General features: G+C 42.1%; 16 protein-coding genes. 13 read left to right on the top strand and 3 right to left on the bottom strand.

Annotated features, from left to right (window positions below; translation table 11 throughout):
* The first annotated feature begins 212 nt into the window (after positions 1-212).
* The 7 genes from licT (at position 213) to MHI52_RS16660 (ending at position 7,975) form a co-directional block, all read left to right on the top strand.
* Positions 213-1,052 carry a BglG family transcription antiterminator LicT gene (licT, locus tag MHI52_RS16630; RefSeq protein WP_076250546.1) on the top strand — a complete coding sequence of 280 codons (840 nt, stop codon included), beginning with the start codon at positions 213-215 and terminating at the stop codon, positions 1,050-1,052.
* 146 nt (positions 1,053-1,198) lie between these two features.
* Positions 1,199-3,064: a beta-glucoside-specific PTS transporter subunit IIABC gene (locus MHI52_RS16635; RefSeq protein ID WP_076250544.1), complete on the top strand. Its 1,866-nt coding sequence runs from the start codon at positions 1,199-1,201 to the stop codon at positions 3,062-3,064.
* A gap of 13 nt (positions 3,065-3,077) precedes the next feature.
* Positions 3,078-4,529, top strand: a complete 1,452-nt coding sequence (locus MHI52_RS16640) for a glycoside hydrolase family 1 protein (RefSeq protein ID WP_076250542.1) — start codon at positions 3,078-3,080, stop codon at positions 4,527-4,529.
* 316 nt (positions 4,530-4,845) lie between these two features.
* Complete coding sequence (locus MHI52_RS16645) at positions 4,846-6,063, top strand: DNA polymerase IV (RefSeq protein WP_405159394.1); 1,218 nt, start codon at positions 4,846-4,848, stop codon at positions 6,061-6,063.
* Positions 6,060-6,407: a YolD-like family protein gene (locus tag MHI52_RS16650; protein ID WP_036673624.1), complete on the top strand. Its 348-nt coding sequence runs from the start codon at positions 6,060-6,062 to the stop codon at positions 6,405-6,407. Before MHI52_RS16645 ends, MHI52_RS16650 begins: the two co-directional genes overlap by 4 nt.
* A 1-nt stretch (position 6,408) precedes the next feature.
* Positions 6,409-6,777: a hypothetical protein gene (locus MHI52_RS16655; RefSeq protein WP_076250539.1), complete on the top strand. Its 369-nt coding sequence runs from the start codon at positions 6,409-6,411 to the stop codon at positions 6,775-6,777.
* 364 nt (positions 6,778-7,141) lie between these two features.
* Positions 7,142-7,975, top strand: a complete 834-nt coding sequence (locus tag MHI52_RS16660; protein WP_076250537.1) for a radical SAM protein — start codon at positions 7,142-7,144, stop codon at positions 7,973-7,975.
* A 196-nt stretch (positions 7,976-8,171) separates the two neighbouring features.
* Here MHI52_RS16660 and MHI52_RS16665 read toward each other — a convergent pair whose 3' ends face one another.
* Positions 8,172-8,528, bottom strand: coding sequence for a helix-turn-helix domain-containing protein (locus MHI52_RS16665; protein WP_036613919.1), 357 nt, complete (start codon positions 8,526-8,528; stop codon positions 8,172-8,174).
* A gap of 356 nt (positions 8,529-8,884) precedes the next feature.
* Between MHI52_RS16665 and MHI52_RS16670 the strand changes: the two genes are divergently transcribed.
* Positions 8,885-9,304 (top strand): ester cyclase, encoded by a 420-nt coding sequence (locus MHI52_RS16670; protein WP_076250534.1) that lies wholly within the window; start codon positions 8,885-8,887, stop codon positions 9,302-9,304.
* A gap of 83 nt (positions 9,305-9,387) precedes the next feature.
* Here MHI52_RS16670 and MHI52_RS16675 read toward each other — a convergent pair whose 3' ends face one another.
* On the bottom strand, positions 9,388-10,698 hold the full coding sequence (locus MHI52_RS16675) for an amidohydrolase family protein (protein ID WP_076250532.1): 1,311 nt from the start codon (positions 10,696-10,698) through the stop codon (positions 9,388-9,390).
* A gap of 166 nt (positions 10,699-10,864) precedes the next feature.
* Between MHI52_RS16675 and MHI52_RS16680 the strand changes: the two genes are divergently transcribed.
* From MHI52_RS16680 to MHI52_RS16690, 3 genes are all read left to right on the top strand, one after another.
* A complete protein-coding gene (locus tag MHI52_RS16680) occupies positions 10,865-11,293 on the top strand; it encodes a MarR family winged helix-turn-helix transcriptional regulator (protein ID WP_076250529.1) in 429 nt (142 codons plus the stop codon).
* Positions 11,294-11,455: 162 nt separating this feature from the next.
* Complete coding sequence (locus MHI52_RS16685; RefSeq protein WP_076250527.1) at positions 11,456-11,902, top strand: GNAT family N-acetyltransferase; 447 nt, start codon at positions 11,456-11,458, stop codon at positions 11,900-11,902.
* A gap of 405 nt (positions 11,903-12,307) precedes the next feature.
* The gene (locus tag MHI52_RS16690) at positions 12,308-13,099 is read left to right on the top strand and encodes an SDR family oxidoreductase (RefSeq protein WP_076250525.1); all 792 of its coding nucleotides are present in this window, start codon (positions 12,308-12,310) and stop codon (positions 13,097-13,099) included.
* A 160-nt stretch (positions 13,100-13,259) separates the two neighbouring features.
* Here the strand turns inward: MHI52_RS16690 and MHI52_RS16695 are convergent, their stop codons facing one another.
* Positions 13,260-13,517, bottom strand: a complete 258-nt coding sequence (locus MHI52_RS16695; RefSeq protein WP_036613911.1) for a GlsB/YeaQ/YmgE family stress response membrane protein — start codon at positions 13,515-13,517, stop codon at positions 13,260-13,262.
* Positions 13,518-13,715: 198 nt separating this feature from the next.
* Here MHI52_RS16695 and MHI52_RS16700 point away from each other — a divergent pair, with 198 nt between their 5' ends.
* Together MHI52_RS16700 and MHI52_RS16705 are read left to right on the top strand one after the other, a co-directional pair.
* Positions 13,716-15,368, top strand: a complete 1,653-nt coding sequence (locus MHI52_RS16700; RefSeq protein WP_076250657.1) for an extracellular solute-binding protein — start codon at positions 13,716-13,718, stop codon at positions 15,366-15,368.
* 74 nt (positions 15,369-15,442) lie between these two features.
* Entirely contained in the window at positions 15,443-17,281 is a 1,839-nt protein-coding gene (locus MHI52_RS16705) for a sensor histidine kinase (protein ID WP_076250523.1), read from the top strand.
* The last annotated feature ends 1 nt before the right edge of the window (position 17,282 follow it).

Consider the following 17,282-nt stretch of genomic DNA (forward strand, 5'->3'; position numbering starts at 1 on the left):
TCAGTACTTCAAATGACCATATTGACAAATCTAACACCTTCCACTAAGATAATCGTACAAGTAAATAATGAATATAATCAGGATTGTTACTGATCAGCAGGCAAGACCGATTAATATGCAAACATGTAGAGTATAATTACCATGTGTGCACTATTAATGGTCTTTTTTATTTGCTAAATTCTGTTAACGTTTCATTTTAAAAGGAGATTCGTATGAAAATCACGCGAATTATTAATAATAATGTCGTCTGCGCTGTAAATGAGAGACGCCAGGAAATGATGCTTCTAGGAAGTGGCATTGGTTTTCAGAAGAAAAAAGGAGACGATGTGGACACAGAGAAGATTGAGAAAGAATTTTTCCTGAAGTCCAAAAATGTAACTGGCAAATTATATGCCCTGCTCGCGCAGATTCCGATGGAGTACATCCGTGTGTCCGATAGTATTATTCAATATGCCAAGCAGTCCTTGGATAAAGAGCTGAATGAAAATATATATTTGACGCTAACAGACCATATTAACTTCGCCGTATCACGCTATAAACAGGGAATGAACTTCAACAATGCGTTATTGTCTGAAATTAAAGCATTCTACGCCAATGAGTATCGAGTGGCTTTGAAGGCTTTGGATATGATTAATCAAGAATTCAACATTACGTTGCCTGAAGATGAGGCCGGCTTTATTGCGCTTCATATCGTCAATGCAGAGCTCGGATCTGAAATGGAAGATACCATGAAGATGACACAATTGATTCAAAAGGTCTTAAATATTATTCGTTATCAGTTCAAAATTCACTTTAACGAAAGCTCCCTTCACTACTCCAGACTGATCACGCATCTAAAGTTTTTTGCCTATCGTCTGTTTAACAATACGGTGATGAAAAGTAATGATAACGATTTCCTCAATATTATTAAAGAAAAATATAAGCTAGAGTACCAATGTAGTCTAAGAATTGCGCAGTTGATTCGGGTAGACTATGGGAAAGAATTAACCGAAGACGAATTGGTGTATTTAACTGTTCATATCAAAAGGGTGACTGATGAAGAAAGGGATTGACCCATCATCGCTCCATAATGACTATACTAGGATTGTTACTGGTGATGCAGGCAAGACCTAGAGTTCCATCGTGTATAGAGCATATCTATATTCGATAGAACTCTAGGTCTTTTTTTGTAGAATAATGCATTGAAGGGGGAACAAAAATGAAACATGAACAAACGGCTACCGACATTCTAAAACTTGTTGGTGGTGAAAAAAACATTGAAAGTGTTACACACTGTGCTACCAGGCTGCGCTTTAACTTAAAAGACGAGTCGATTGCAAACAACGAAGCACTGAAAAACGTACAAGGAGTTGTGGGCGTTGCCAGTAGTGGAGGTCAGTATCAGGTCATTATTGGTAATGAGGTCAACAACGTCTATAAAGCCCTTGCGCAGCTAGGGAACTTTACAAGCAAGAATGATGCTCCAACTGTGAAAAAAGGAAAAGTTTCTACTGTTCTGGACACGATTTCCGGAATCTTTACACCCATCCTACCGGCGATGATCGGTTGTGCCATGATTAAGGCAGTTCTTCTTATTTTGAAAACCTTTGATCTCGTTGACCTTGACGGTCAATTTAATACGATTATGACTTTCGTCGGGGATGCGGCTTATTACTTCTTGCCAATGCTGCTCGCTTGGAGTGCTGCTGTTAAACTTAAAGCTAATGTGGGTTTTGCGTTAACCATTGCGGGTATCTTGTTACATCCTAGCTTTTCGGCATTGATGTCTGCAGGTGAGCCTGTTACGTTCTTGGGTCTGCCTGTCACACAAGCGACGTATTCTTCTTCCGTTATTCCAATTATTCTAGCTGTATGGATCCTGTCATATGTGGAACGATTTGCTGAAAAGTATTCTCCTTCCGTGATCAAATCCATTTTGAAACCTTTAGTTGTAATCCTTGTTATGGCGCCTCTAACACTAATTATTCTAGGACCATTGGGTGCGATTGCCGGTAACTACCTTGCTTCTGCTGTATCCTATGTCAATACACACGCAGGATGGTTAGTGTCTGGTATTATCGGCGGGGCATTCCCATTCCTGATTCTGACGGGGATGCACTATAGTTTGGGACCCGTTGTCCTCACTGCTTATGCACAGACAAAAACCGATGGCATTGTTGGCCCAGGTATGCTCGTACACAATATAGCTCAAGGTGCAGCTGCGCTCGCGGTCGCATTAAGAACCAAAAATAAAGCATTTAAACAAGTTGCTTACTCTACTAGCGTAACTGCGCTGTTAGGAATTAGCGAACCTGCATTGTTTGGTGTAAATCTACGGTTAAAAAAACCACTGATCGCTGTTGTCATTGGTGGTATTGTAGGCGGAATATACGTTGGCTTGTTCGGTGTAGCTCGATCTGCTCTAGGCATTGCCGGCTTGGCTACGTTACCAGCATTTATCACTGATAATCCATGGAACCTAATCCATGCGGCAATTGGTCTGGTCATTGGCTTTGTTGTTACCTTCTTGATGACGCTTATTTTAGGATTTGAAGATGTGCCTGAGGATGGAGAGGATCAACGAACACCAGCCAATTCATCTTCAACAAACCGTGTGCCTGTTGTTAGTGTTTCTGAACATGTACTCACAGCACCAATGACTGGTCGAGTTCTAGAGTTATCAACAATAAAGGACGAAGCCTTTGCAACTGGAGCTATGGGAAAAGGGATCGCCATTGAACCTACAATTGGAAAGCTTGTTTCACCAGCCGATGGTGTCATATCCGCGGTATTCCCTACCTTCCACGCAATGGGTATTAGCTCGAATAATGGCGCTGAACTCCTCGTTCATATCGGCATGAACACGGTGAAGCTGAAAGGTGAACATTTCAAGGTGCATGTACAAGAAGGTGATGAAGTAAAAGCTGGGGATTTACTTATCGAATTCGATACAGATGCAATAGCCGCCAAAGGTTATGATCTGACTACACCTATTATTGTTACGAATTCAGATGACTTTACAGATGTAATTGGTATAGATAAACCATCGATTACGATCGGGGAAAAACTAATTAAGATCATATAAGGAGGAATTTCCAATGAAGAACACAACCGTATTCCCAGACTCTTTTATGTGGGGCGGCGCAACAGCGGCGAATCAATACGAGGGTGCCTGGAACATTGATGGTAAAAAAGCAAGTACAGCAGATATGATGACGGGTGGAACGCATACTATTCCAAGACGGATCACTAAACACATTGAGGAGGGTGTAAACTATCCTTCCCATGAGGCAGTAGACTTTTACCATCATTACAAAGAAGATATCCGTCTGTTTGCAGAGATGGGATTTCGATGCTTCAGAATGTCCATTGCTTGGTCCAGAATATTCCCCAACGGGGACGATGTAACGCCAAATGAAGCAGGACTTCAATTTTACGACAAGGTGTTCAGTGAACTGAAAAAGTATAATATTGAACCTATCGTTACGATCTCACATTACGAAGCTCCGTTTGCGCTAACAGAGAAATTCAATGCCTGGGCTTCCAGAGAGATGATCGACTGCTACGTACGGTATTGTGAGACCATTTTCACCCGTTACAAGGATGTCGTGAAGTACTGGATTACATTTAATGAGATCAATAGTTTAATTGTTCCAGCAGGTGCATATATAGCAGGGGCATTATTAGTTGATGATAGTGGTGTATTTAACAATACGGTTGTGGATAGTACGCAATTAAGATTCCAGGCTTTACATCATCAATTTATAGCAAGTGCAAAAGCTGTCAAACTTGCTCATGAGATTAATCCGGCGCTCCAAATCGGTTGTATGATTAATTATAGTCATGGTTACGGAAGTACATGTAAACCGGAAGATATGTTGAAGGCTCTGAGAATGGATCAGATTAACAATATGCTGAGCAGCGACGTGCAAGTTAGAGGGGAATACCCTGACTTTGCCAAAAGATATTTTAATGAGAACAATATTCAGATTGAGATGGCAGAAGAAGACGTAGAAGTGCTAAAACAAGGCTGTGTTGATTTCTATAGCTTCAGCTACTACAAGTCTCATGTAGTGGGTACCCGCCCAGAAGGTGATGAGACCCAGGGGAATGTCTTTGGTGGATTCAAAAATCCTTATTTGAAGGCAAATGATTGGGGATGGCAAATCGATCCAGTTGGACTTCGTTACGTACTCAATCATGTGTACGATCGGTATAGAATCCCTATAATGATCGTTGAAAATGGTCTGGGAGCGGTTGATGTCATCGAAGAGGATGGCTCTATCCATGATACGTACAGGATCAATTTCCTGCGAGATCATATCGAACAAATGAGAGAAGCTATCCTCGATGGCGTTAATCTTATCGGCTACACGGCTTGGGGTTGCATCGACATCGTTAGTGCCTCAACTGGCGAAATGGAGAAACGCTACGGATTCATTTATGTAGATAAGGATAACGAGGGCGGAGGTACCCTGAAAAGAAGTAAAAAGGACAGTTTCCACTGGTATAAAAAGGTGATTGAATCCAACGGGGAAAGATTGAATTAGGAAATATAATTTGCAATCGAACGAAAGATGATCCAATCTTTAAATTCCATCAAATAGACCAAGTACTTATCACTTTGTGAGACAAGTACTTGGTTTTTTGTGCATCAATAATAAAACTAAAAATTAATTATTTGGATGACTAAAGTGGCTGACAATATCCAGTCTACAGTTCATTATGGTGTCCTAGGGTTTTCAAAATCTAAATATAAATATTTACCTCTTGCATAAAGAACATGTGTTCGGTCTATAATATATACAAACATACGTTCTTAAAAGTACAGGAGTGATTACAGTGTTGACTAAGCAACGAACCATTATGCTCATTGATATGCAGAGCTTTTATGCTTCAGTCGAAAAGGCAAAAATGCCTCAATACAAAAATAGACCATTAGCTGTTGCGGGAGACCCCGCAAGACGCTCTGGAATTATCCTTGCCGCTTGTCCACTAGCCAAAGCGAAGGGTGTGTCTACCGCGGAACCACTCTGGCAGTCTCTTCAGAAGTGCCCTGAACTGATCATTGTGAGACCACACATGCAAGAATATATCGAAGTATCCACTCAAATCATGTCCATTATTGAAGAGTTCACCGATCTGGTCGAACCGTACAGTATAGACGAATTATTCGCTGATTTTACAGGGTCTATGCATCTATTCGGTAATGATCCAGTCGATTTGGCCAAGCAAATTCAAGACAAAATCTATAATGAAACAGGCGTTTACGCGAGAGCTGGCATTGGTGAAAACAAAATCATCAGTAAATTATGCTGCGATATAATCGCTAAAAAAGCAGAGGGGGGCATTTTCCGCTTAAAAAAAGAGGAGTTACACCTCCATATTGGAGATAAGCCCATCCGCGATATGTGGAGGATAGGCTCAAGAATGGAAAAACATCTGTGGAAGATGGGGATCCGAACCATTAGAGACTTGGCGAATACGCCTCTTTCCAAATTAAGAAGTAAGTGGGGCGTTAATGGAGAAGTCATCTGGCGAGTCGCAAATGGACTCGACAATTCGCCGGTAACCGTCAACACGCACAGTACACAAAAAGATATCGGAAACGGAATGACCTTGCCTAGAGATTTCACAGAGGCTTGGGAGATCGAAGTGGTTATTCTCGATATCTGCACAGAAGTATGCAGAAGAGCCCGCCAAAAGGGACTGATGGGTAGTGTCGTGTCCGTAAGTGTGTCTGGAGCGGATTTTGACCACCCCACTGGTTTTCACAGGCAGGTTAAACTGTCTGATCCTACAAACATAACCATTGATGTATGCAAGATAGCCAAACGCATATTTCATCAACACTGGGATAGGCAACCTGTGCGCCGTGTAGGCGTGTCCCTGTCTCAATTATCCAACGCGGATACATATCAACTATCTTTTTTTGATGATCAAGAACAGAAACGGGCCATTGATCAGGTGATGGACGACATTAAGGATCGATTTGGCGACATTGCCATTCTACGAGCAAGCTCCATTACGGCTGCGGGTCAAGCGATCGATCGAGCATCTAAAATTGGGGGGCATTATAAATGAGCAAAAAACTGGAGGCCAATGGATTATGGGAATCGAGCCGCATGATGCTTCCACAACATAAAGAACGGATTATACAGCATCGTACTCAAGTTCATTATCTAACGAAACCGCTGATCCATGAAGATGAGTGGGAGATTATTACACAAAATATAGATATGTCGCTCAATTATACATTGCAAGCCACCTTTGCAATATTTACTGAGTCAGGCAATCGGTATATACACGGGATCGTCACTTCAGTCAGTACCTTTGGAAAGAAAATCAAAATTGAAATGGAGAATGGATTTGAATGGGTCGATTTTGATCAATTGGTCGCTGTAAAACTTGAAGAAGGAGGCGTGTAAAGTGCGACAGACTTTGGAGGAACTTTCACTCGTAAAGAGGGTAGTGGAGCTCCCTTATCTGTTAGGTGCTCTGGAGGTAGATAAGCATAAAATATACGCTTCAAACTTCAAAATGAAATCTGTGTATGTTGACTACCTGGACGGTACCCAAAAGAAAATAGCTTTAGAAATGTACAAATCAAAGCAAAGGCTAAAGGAACATCATATAAAAATCATAGATGAAGTGAGATCTGAGCTGAGTTTAACGGTAGATTATTCCGTAAGAGGTTACCTTCATAAAATGACACTATTGTGGAGCAAAGTGAAAGTGGATGTAACCTTAATGCTTACCGAACATATGAACGTTGATATTACTGAATTGCCCACATGAACATAGAAAATAAGAGTCTAACTTATGGGTGCGGCAACAAATACGAGCAGATCTTTCGGTAAACCGGGAATCACAAAAAAGATAAATAAAGAGGCAGAGTAAACTATGTTTGGATGTCAAAGATAAAAAACTTCATTATTATAAATCTGCCCCTGTATTCAGTAAGGACATTCAAAAGAAAAGCCACGAAGGAGGAGGAATAGCAGCAGGTTTAAGACAGTCGAGAAATCAGTAGGATGCCCAATTTCCCGGTTCGCTTGTGGGACGTAATTTTCAAGTCGTCATTTCAAGTAGCATGAGAAATTTTAAGATAAAACTCAAGAGGAGAAGTGGGCGTAAAAGTAATTGAGGGGATGGTAGCGTCATGCCAATTGAAATCAAAGACATTGTGTCTAAGAAAATATTAAGTGAAGTAAAAGGTTATCTAGATATTGGTTTTACTCATTCACTAAATCCCTATACGGGTTGTGCATTTGCTTGCGAATACTGTTACGTCAGAGAAATGCCTATTCAAAAGTTTAAGGATATTCCTTGGGGATCGTGGGTGGATGTCAAGAAAAATGCAGCAGAAAACTATCTAAAGGAAGTCTCTCTTCTAAGACGTAAAAATAAACCCATAAGTATATTCATGTCATCAGCCACAGATCCTTATCAACCTGTAGAGCAGAAGGCAAACATTACAAGAAGCCTGTTGGAAGAAATGGATAAAAACCCACCAGATTCACTTCAAATTCAAACTAGAAGCCCGCTGGTTGCCAGAGACCTTGATATACTGCTGAAATTAAAGGAAAAATGTAGAATTATGGTTTCAATGACAATCGAGACAGATCGCGAAGACGTGAAACGAATTTTTTCGCCCTATGCTCCTGGAATAGATTTACGAGTTAAAGCCTTGAAAAAGATAAATGATGCAGGGATACATACACAAGTATCTATTTCCCCTGTGCTACCTTTTTCACCTAATTTCGCTAACATGTTACAAGGCATAACTGATCGAATTTGGATTGATACGCTATTGATTGGTGATGGTCAAATGGGGATGAGATCTAAGCGGTTAGGGATGCCACAATTATTTGAGGCGAACGGCTGGGAGAAATGGTACGAGAAAAGAATTCATCTGAAAGTCGAAAAATATTTTAAGGCAAGGTTTCCATCTGAAATTATTCATGTATCCAAAAACAGTGCATATCCATTTTGATTTTAAATAGCCATTCATTTAATGAGGATCTTGCCCGTTTTTTCTTCATGCAATAGAAATATTGCAGAAACTGGTGTTCGAAGATCAACTCTCTCATACGAGTCAATGGAGGACGTATGAGTCCTCCATTGATTTAACTTGAAGATGTAGAGGGATTCATTCTATTTTGAAATGACCGTGGAGTAACAATTTGACATCATTCACTCTGATGAATATCGTTTGGAAGTTCATCATTGAGTTTCTGGTACCCGAGCCCCCATGTTTCCATAGAGAATATAATTGGCTTCAGTGAATTTCCTAAATCACTTAAGCTGTATTCGACTCTCGGAGGGACTTCTGCAAAAACAGTACGAATGACAATTCCGTCCTCTTCCATTGAACGTAAATTTTCAGTGAGAACCTTTTGACTGATCTCCGGGATACTTTTACGAAGTTCTCCGAATCGATGAGTTCCCTTCAAAAGATCCCTCATAACCAATAACTTCCACTTGTTACCTATCAATCCAACTGTCGTTGCGACGGGACACAACGGCAACTCTTTTTTTGAAATCACTACATTATCACCTCCAATAGTTACTATTAGGTTCCTATATAACAAAAAGGTGCCTACTTTCAAAACAATACATTGCTTATATTATAATTCTGTCGATGAAAAATCAAATGAAAGGAGGGGAGTTTGCAAGAGAGTTTATGCAACTGAGTGACTATTTTTTGAATCATATGTTAACGTTCTTGAATTCTTGGAGACAGCATTTAGAGATCAGTTTATTGGCTCTGCAACCTAAAGATAAAATACTAGTTACAAAAAGGTTCCTATGCAACATTAAGGTGCCTACTTACCAATTATCTAAAGTAGAGATAAAATTTTAATGAAGGCATATGCTCACGAAAATAGAAAGGGGTTTAAATATGACGATTACAGAAAACAAACAATTGATGTATCGTTTCACGAACTTCATTAATACGGCAAGCAAGGAACTTGCTGAAGAATTGATTTCTCCAGATGCTGTTTTTTATGTACCTATGCAAAAAGAACCAATGAATGGTCCAAGTGGTTATCTCTCCATAATTCATATGATGAGATCTGGTTTTTCCGATATACAATGGACTGTTAAGGAGCTGGTAGCAGAAGAGGAACTAATAGCAGCTCATTTTGTCATGAAGGGCACACAAGACGGAGAGTTTCTCGGGTTTCCACCAACGAGCAAAAAAATCGAAGTAAATGCAATGAATTTTTATCGGATCTCTAATGGCCAAATTATTGAAGAGTATGGTCAACCCGATATGCTTGGCTTGCTTCAACAAATAGGGGCAATTCCAAAAGCATAATTAGATTAAAGTCGAAGAGGGACTGCATTTTTGCAATCCCTCTTCTTAGTGATTTTACAATTAGGAAATATAAACTACTAGTTTTAGCCTAGTTTTTGCGAACCATTGAACCACACGGATTTGATTGACAAAGTATCTGAAATATTAGTGATCGGATCACCGTTTATGAGAATAAGATCAGCACGTGCACCTTCGGTAATCCGGCCACGATCTTGTAGACCAAAGCAACGGGCCGGTTTGGAAGTAGCCGACTGAAGAGCTTCGATCGGAGTGAACCCAGCCTTCACCAGCAGCTGCATTTCGTGGTGAACACTGGCCCCATGAGCAAGGCCACCAAGGTTCGGAACGGGAACCGGTGCGACATCCGTCCCTACAAGAATATCAACTCCGGCACGGTGAAGATCCATCACATTTTTAAAGCTGTTCTCCATGTTACCTTGTGGGAATGTATTGAAGCTTGAGTTCAAGATATCGATCCAATCCGGACTTAATTTGGAATGAACTCGTGGATCATTAGCCAATTCCGATGCCGGATTACCAATAATCGATGAATTTAACACCAAGCACGGTGTAACAAAAGCTCCAGAATCTGCTATGGATTTAACCAATTCGGACGTGTACTCGGGTCTGTCGATAAACAAGTGCCCCAAACCGTCGACTCCAAAATCGATGGCTGCTTTCGATGAAAGAGCCGTCAAAACGTGGGCAATGACCAACTTATCGAACTTGTGGGCTTCAGTAACGGCTGTTTTTAGAATCTCATCACTTAGAACAGGCAGGCCGGGTGCACCCATAACCGTTCCCTCTTCAATCATGATCTTAATATAGTCAGATCCATTCTCCACTTGGGTATGCACATGTTTGATCGCTTCTTCAACCGTTGTCACTTGAGGTATTTCGTCGTGATCGTGAGCGTAGGCGGCCAACATTGCTTCCCGGTCTTCCTCCGATAACTTCTGTAGTTCCTTTAATACGAATTCAGGTATTTCATCTCCATCAGGTAGTAATTCATCTGGGTGCCCACCAGGAGCGGTAATCGCTGTACCAGCAGATCGGACGTCTGCGATGTCATCGACATTTTTTAGCTGAATTTCGCGCCCTCTTTTCGTAAAATCGCCGTTCATTTCGAGTTCTGTTGTAACACCGAATTTTAAGGCATCTCGTAATCCGCCAATTGAGGTATGGACATGTGCATCAATCAGACCAGGTATTAATGTCGCATTTTCTCCATCGATAATTGTTGCATCGCTTGGGATGTCTCCGCCCACTGAAATAATGGAACCCCCTTTAATGACAATATGTCTGGGAGCAATAATCTGATATCCATCAAAGATTCGTACATTTGTAATCGCCGTAATTTCTTCTAACCCAGCATTTTGATTTAATTTCTCCATCATAACTCCTCCTAATGTGTTTGTGTTTCAACACTTCGGAGTATAACTGTTAGATATCTAACAGTCAATAGTCTAACTTTTGTTTGACAAGCCTACTGGGATCACTGTATATTTTAGCTACTTACAATTAGATTCCTAACAATTACAGAGGGGACGATGGACGGTCATGCATTCCCGAGAAGATACGCCTTATATGGAGTTGTTTCAAATTATCGGTCTTAAGTTAAAGAAAAGAGCGGATGAGAGTATAAAAGAGCTAGGATTAAGTTCTCAACAAGGAAAAGTAATCGATTATATTTATGAGAATCAAGATAATCATATTATTCAAAAGGATCTTGCAGATCGGTTTCATCTGCGTGGGGCAAGCGTTACAAGCATGCTTCAAGGTCTAGAGCAAAAAGGTTTCATCGAACGTAAAATCCCAGCCAATAATGAACGGCAAAAAAATATTTATGTATTACCAAAAGCGGTTGACTTGATTGAAGACTTCAATAACTCATTTCAAAAAGTGGAGGATGAAATCGTTCAAGTCCTTAATGACGAGGAGAAGCAAATCTTAAAAAAATTACTGATCAGAATTAATGAACGCATATAATAGACGGGCAGGAGAGGTAACTGGTGGCCATAGAACACTGATGACATTGATTTCTCATCAGGAATTATTACTTACAATGGAACGGAAATCTTGGATCAAGAAGATATTTTTCAAGTCAATACTGCATCGTTTGAAAATCTTTCTATTTAAGGCGGTATATTAATGAACAAACTTGAAATTAAAATATCTAACTATAATCCCAAGTATGCTGAACATACAGTGAAAATGTGGAGAGATAGTAAGGAACGGGCAATTGGTCAGGCTGAAACCCATAGCTTCGAAAACCATCTATATTTTTTAAATCATATACTATCTAAACAGTATCAAATAGATTTAGCGTTAATTGATGAAAAAGTAGTTGGAATGATTGCCTATAGTGAAACTGAGATAAGCCAACTTTATATTCATATTGATTATCAAGGGAATGGAATAGGGCGAACCTTGCTTAATAAAGCAAAAGCACAAGCAAATGGAAAATTAACTTTATATACATTTGAAGTGAATAAAAATGCCCAAAGATTTTATGAGAATAATGGGTTTGAAATTACTGATAGAGGACAAGAAAATGAAGAGAATTTACCTGATATACGATATGAATTGAAGTTGTAAAAATCGAATATAAAGTTACATTCAAAAAAGTGAACAGTCTGCAGGTTAGCTGGATGCTTGACCACCCAACCAATTCACTGGAAATGTAATCCCATGTATTTATCTTGACAGTAATTGAGTCTGACTCGTAATATTTGAAGTGGAGATGTAGGAAAGGGGACTCGTCGGACAATGTGGACTTCCTTGTAATGGTTATCTAAACTGGATCGCACGACTTGGTGTTTTGGTTATAACCACACACCTGGTTTGTGATGCCGATCCGCAATCATTCAAGGGACGCGAGGAACCGTTTGAATCAAACCCGGGCGCGGATACTTGATGTATCCGCTTTTTGTTATACCTAGGATAATTCCATCTCCAATGAAAAATGGTTTTCTCCCTCCCTTATTAAACGGAGGTAATAAAATGACCAAACTATACGGAAAAACCGCTATTGTGACAGGCACAAGCCGCCCCGGAGGTATTGGAACCGCTGTCTGCCGCACGTTGGCACAAGAAGGCGCTAATGTGTTCTATACCCATCTGTACGATTACGATAAAACAGAGAATCCGGGGGATGCTGACAAAAACTGGCCGGATCTCTTTGCCGAAGAACTTCGCTCCTATGGCGTTAAGGCAGCGCATATGGAGGTCGATCTTACCGATCCCAATTCTCCAGCGCAACTGCTTGATGCATGCCGATCGGCTCTCGGGCTGCCGACCATTCTCGTCAACAACGCTACCTACAGTGTAGCAGCTGATTTCCGTCAATTAAATGCATCATTGATCGATGCGCACTGTGCCATGAACATTCGAGGTACATTCATGCTATCGGCCGAATTTGCGCGTATGCTGGAGGTTGAATTGGCCGTCCATCAGGACCTTTGCGGCGGCCGGATCATCAACCTCACGTCCGGTCAAGGTAAGGAGCCGATGCCTGGCAATCTCGCTTATGCCGCAACAAAAGGCGCTGTCTCCACCTTTACCGAATGTCTATCTGCTGAACTGGCTCCGTTTCACATTACTGTGAATGCGGTTGATCCCGGGCCTACTGACACGGGTTGGATGTCAGAAGAAGTGAAAAAAGCTTTGCTACCGGAATTTCCGATGGGCAGGATCGGTCTTCCTGAAGATGTATCCCGTCTGATTGCTTTTCTGGCAAGCGACGATTCCCAATGGATCACCGGACAAATCATTCATTCTAGAGGTGGTTTCTAATTTCCATAAAACCAAAGGAGGCCGCCGATCAACAGGATCGGCGGCTTTATTCGACTACCGGGTGGATACTATGCTTTGTGAAGAAGATGATGCAACGGTGGCGAAAGAAGCTTTACGTCAATACCCAATCAATTGGGTAAAAACTTGTCGTCTCCGCCTGTTAACGTCTTCGAAACGCTCCAGCGCGCGCCAGAGCATAGAAAATCAAGAGAGCAATGATCGACCCGACGATCGCGGGTATGATATGAAATCCACCCACCACCGGCCCCCTCGGTCCCAACAGTTCATACCCTAACCACGATCCAACAAAGCCAGCAATGATATTTCCAAGTACGCCTCCTGGCACGTCCCGTCCAATCAGATTTCCGCTTAACCAGCCAATTAGCCCACCGACAATAAGTATCCAGATTAAATACACGAATTGGTCTCCCTTCCATTGATTTATTACAAGTTATGTTTCGTTAGGGGGAATGTTGCGGATCATCTGCGAATCGACCACTAAACCATTTCCATTTTAATCCAAGGGTAGTAAAATCGGTTGTACCACCACTAGTATGAATGCTGTTGCAGATGGGGAAGGAGATGGCCAGTATAGAAAGGAGGCGCTCAGGTGTTTATGTTTCGAAGTCCTTTTATTACAGCCTTGTTGATGATGTGTCTGATGTCAGGCTTGACTGCTTGTTCTGAGTCAGAGCAAGCGGAAGATAAGGGTGCTTCGACAAAGGCTGACTTCACGGAGCAGATACAGAGCCTTAATCTGAATCTGGAAGAACCGTCATGGAAGCTGGATACCACCCCCGTGAATCTAACGTGGTTCGTTGGAGCCGAATGGTACGGGCACACTTGGGGTGAGAGCCTGACTTCCAAATATGTCACCCAAAAAACAGGGGTCAATATCGAATTTGAAGTATCAACTGGTGAACCAAGCGAGATGTTATCACGAATGTTGACGACCGGTAGTCTGCCGGATCTGATAACCATCGGCTCCTGGGAGAGTGCGGTTAACAAACTTCGGGAGAGTAATCTCGTCTATGCCCTGGATGAGCTAGCCGACCAGTATGATCCTTACTTTTACAAGGTAGCAGGTGATGGTGCTCTACAATGGTATCGGCAGGAAGACGGCCATACCTATGTCATTCCCAATGATGCGTACAGTCCCGAACAGATGCGTTCAACCGGCTTGACGGGAGCGAACCAAACCTTTCTCGTACGTAAAGATCTGTATGAGTCGATGGACAAACCGGACCTTACCACACCGAAAGGTTTTCTAAATGCATTGCAATTGCTGAAGAATCAATATTCTGTTTATAAAGGCCAGCTAATCAGTCCGTTCTGGGCACAGGGGAATGCATCCTATGGGATGACCGAATATTTGCAAAATCTGCTTGCGATCCCCCATGAACAGAACGGTAAAGTATACGACCGAATGACAGATCCGGATTATATTGAGTGGCTGAAAACATTTCGTATCGCTTACGAGCAGGGCCTGATTAATGTTGATTTTCTGGTCGACTCCAGTGCACAGGTGCAGGAAAAAACCAACCATGCCCAATATTTTATGATGATTCGGGAATGGACAGACATATCGGACCTCAATTCGAAATTGGAAGTCCTTACGAATCAGAGTTCATACTATATTGCTGTAGATGGACCCCGGAGCAGCAGGGGAGAATCCGCGAAACTGTTTCCTGGCAGCATGGATGGCTGGATGGTTACGATGATTAGCAAATCCACGGAAAACCCTGAACGGGCCATCCGATTTTTGACCTATCTGGCCAGCGAAGAAGGCCAAAGGGATATATTTTTGGGCAAAGAAGGTGAAACCTGGGCGATGAAAAACGGCAAACCGCAGTTGACTGCGGCGATGGTTCAGTTGTATGACACGGATAGGGAGCGGCTGGAAAAGGAATATGGCATTATGGATACCTACTGGATGCTGCGAAACCCTGCTTTCGTTAACAAGTGGAGACCAGAGAATGCCCCATCCATTAAGCAAATGGAGGAGTTCGCCAACCAACAGGCCGATCTGGACAGCGGCATCTATAAGGGACTAGATCCTATAGGGGATTCCGATATCGCGTTAGCCTGGTCACGTATTTCTCAGAATTGGGAAGAAGTACTGCCAGAACTGATTACAGCGAAGGATGAAGCTGCCTTTGACAAAATTTTTGAAAATTTTCTGATACGCCGTGTGAACTATGGCTTTAACCAAGTAATGGAATACTGCCAGGCTGGACTGGAACTGCGGAAAACCAAGATAGCCAGATAACCATTCCCTACTACATCGTTAACTATCAGCTAACTAGTAATATATGGTATAACCAAGGTGGTGAATACATCAGAATGAAATACCTTCTAACGAGATTGAGGAAACTTTATCGCAATGCCCGTATATCCCAAAAGCTGTTTCTGGCATTTAGCCTGATGATTACCATACCTGTTATTTTGATATCCTTTGTGTATATCCGCATGCAAGAAACCCAGCTATATAAGGATGCTATGGCAACGGGCAACAGCCACGTTTCATGGCTGAATGAACAATTGCGCAGAAGAATGGACATGATTGAGAACGCTTCCAATACAGCCCTTACTCAAAAGTCATTTGTGGATTTTATTCATTCCAATATGCTTGTGGATGGACTGCGTCTGGTGAAGTTTAAGCAAAACCAGTTTGAGCAAATGCTTAATATCATTCAAAGCAATGCGATGATCAGTGAGCTTAGCTTTTACGTTGATAACCCAAACTTGTATGAAATCTGGCCTGAAATCTATCATTATAAGAAATTTTGGCCGCAGGATTATTGGATAAAGCTACGGGACGAAGGTGGTGCGGCTTACCGTTTATTTTCTTTTAGGGATGGTGAACACACATTATCCTACTATCGTCTGGTTCGCCTTCAAGGACAGGAACAAAAACGCCCTAGTATTATGGAAGTGCGAGTCCCGCACAGCATGTTTTTCAGCGACCTGCTCCAAGAGAGCAAGGGGGACTTCTTTTCGGTGTTGATGAACGCAAGCGATCCTCCCCAGTATGTTTACAATCCCCAGCATGAGTTTTCTGAGAAGTACGGGCAGGGGATGGAGGAGATCCTTGGCAGTATTCATCACCAGCTGGATATATTGCCGCAGGAAAGCCCGCTTCAGGTTAAGGTGGGAAATCAGAGCTTCTATGCATTGTATCGATACATCGCTCCGTTGAACACTTATGTGGTCGAGATTGCTTCCCATCAGGCATTGATGAAGGGGCCGCGCAGTTGGTATGTATTTGTGGTAACGATTACATTATGTGTATTGCTGCTGATTATGCTACTCGTATCCCAAACGACACGGCGTATTTTCCGGCGGTTGGACAGCGTACTGGTATCCATGCGTCAGGTACGGAAAGGCGAGCTGGATGCAATGATTGATACAGGCCTTGATGAGAACGAAAGAGGGGATGAAATCGATGAGGTGGCGGTGAATTACAATAAAATGTTACATGAGGTCAAACGTCTAATGACACAGGTCGTGGATAAGCAGTTAATTGCCAAAAACGCACAGTTGCACTCCCTGCATTCACAGATTAATTCTCATTTTTTATATAACGCCCTGGAATCGATCCGTATGGTGGCAGAGGTACAGAGGCAGCCTGCTATAGCCAATTCATTGGTGTCGTTGGGCTCCCAACTACGTTACAGCATGCAGTGGCGTAGCGATACCGTTGCTCTTCGTGAGGAGCTTGCCAATATCCAAAGTTATATTGAATTTATCAACTTTATGGAAGGTGGCAGTATCGTTATGACGGCGGATCTTCCTCAGGAGATACTTCGCTATGCCATTCCCAAGATGTGTATGCAGCCCATCGTTGAAAATGTAGTTCATCACGGGGCACCTTCAGGCGGCAGGGTAACTATAGAGATTACCTTTTCTGTGGAGAATGACAGTCTGCTTTTCATTAACATAAGAGATGACGGAAAGGGGTTAGAGCCTGAGATGTTACACCGTCTTCAGGCAGTACTGAGGAGCGAATCGGATACACCGATGGTTACTAGCAGGAGCGGACTTGGTTTGGAAAACGTGAATAAGCGATTACAGCTTCATTATGGCAAGAATTGCGGTCTTTGGATTGATAGTGTTCAAGGTGCATATACCTGTGTAACGATACGCTTGCCTTGGGAAAATGTAAATCTTGGAGGGTGGTAGA

Source organism: Paenibacillus sp. FSL H8-0283 (assembly GCF_045040675.1).
In the GTDB taxonomy this organism is placed as follows: Bacteria; Bacillota; Bacilli; order Paenibacillales; family Paenibacillaceae; genus Paenibacillus; species Paenibacillus amylolyticus.

Excerpts from the sequence above, each read along its gene's own strand:
- MHI52_RS16700 (WP_076250657.1), top strand. The coding sequence starts at position 13,716 with ATGTTTCGAAGTCCTTTTATTACAGCCTTGTTGATGATGTGTCTGATG.
- MHI52_RS16650 (WP_036673624.1), top strand. The coding sequence starts at position 6,060 with ATGAGCAAAAAACTGGAGGCCAATGGATTATGGGAATCGAGCCGCATG.
- MHI52_RS16640 (WP_076250542.1), top strand. The coding sequence starts at position 3,078 with ATGAAGAACACAACCGTATTCCCAGACTCTTTTATGTGGGGCGGCGCA.
- MHI52_RS16635 (WP_076250544.1), top strand. The coding sequence starts at position 1,199 with ATGAAACATGAACAAACGGCTACCGACATTCTAAAACTTGTTGGTGGT.
- MHI52_RS16660 (WP_076250537.1), top strand. The coding sequence starts at position 7,142 with ATGCCAATTGAAATCAAAGACATTGTGTCTAAGAAAATATTAAGTGAA.
- MHI52_RS16685 (WP_076250527.1), top strand. The coding sequence starts at position 11,456 with ATGAACAAACTTGAAATTAAAATATCTAACTATAATCCCAAGTATGCT.
- MHI52_RS16690 (WP_076250525.1), top strand. The coding sequence starts at position 12,308 with ATGACCAAACTATACGGAAAAACCGCTATTGTGACAGGCACAAGCCGC.
- MHI52_RS16670 (WP_076250534.1), top strand. The coding sequence starts at position 8,885 with ATGACGATTACAGAAAACAAACAATTGATGTATCGTTTCACGAACTTC.
- MHI52_RS16705 (WP_076250523.1), top strand. The coding sequence starts at position 15,443 with ATGAAATACCTTCTAACGAGATTGAGGAAACTTTATCGCAATGCCCGT.
- MHI52_RS16675 (WP_076250532.1), bottom strand. The coding sequence starts at position 10,698 with ATGGAGAAATTAAATCAAAATGCTGGGTTAGAAGAAATTACGGCGATT.
- MHI52_RS16680 (WP_076250529.1), top strand. The coding sequence starts at position 10,865 with ATGCATTCCCGAGAAGATACGCCTTATATGGAGTTGTTTCAAATTATC.
- MHI52_RS16645 (WP_405159394.1), top strand. The coding sequence starts at position 4,846 with ATGCTCATTGATATGCAGAGCTTTTATGCTTCAGTCGAAAAGGCAAAA.
- licT (WP_076250546.1), top strand. The coding sequence starts at position 213 with ATGAAAATCACGCGAATTATTAATAATAATGTCGTCTGCGCTGTAAAT.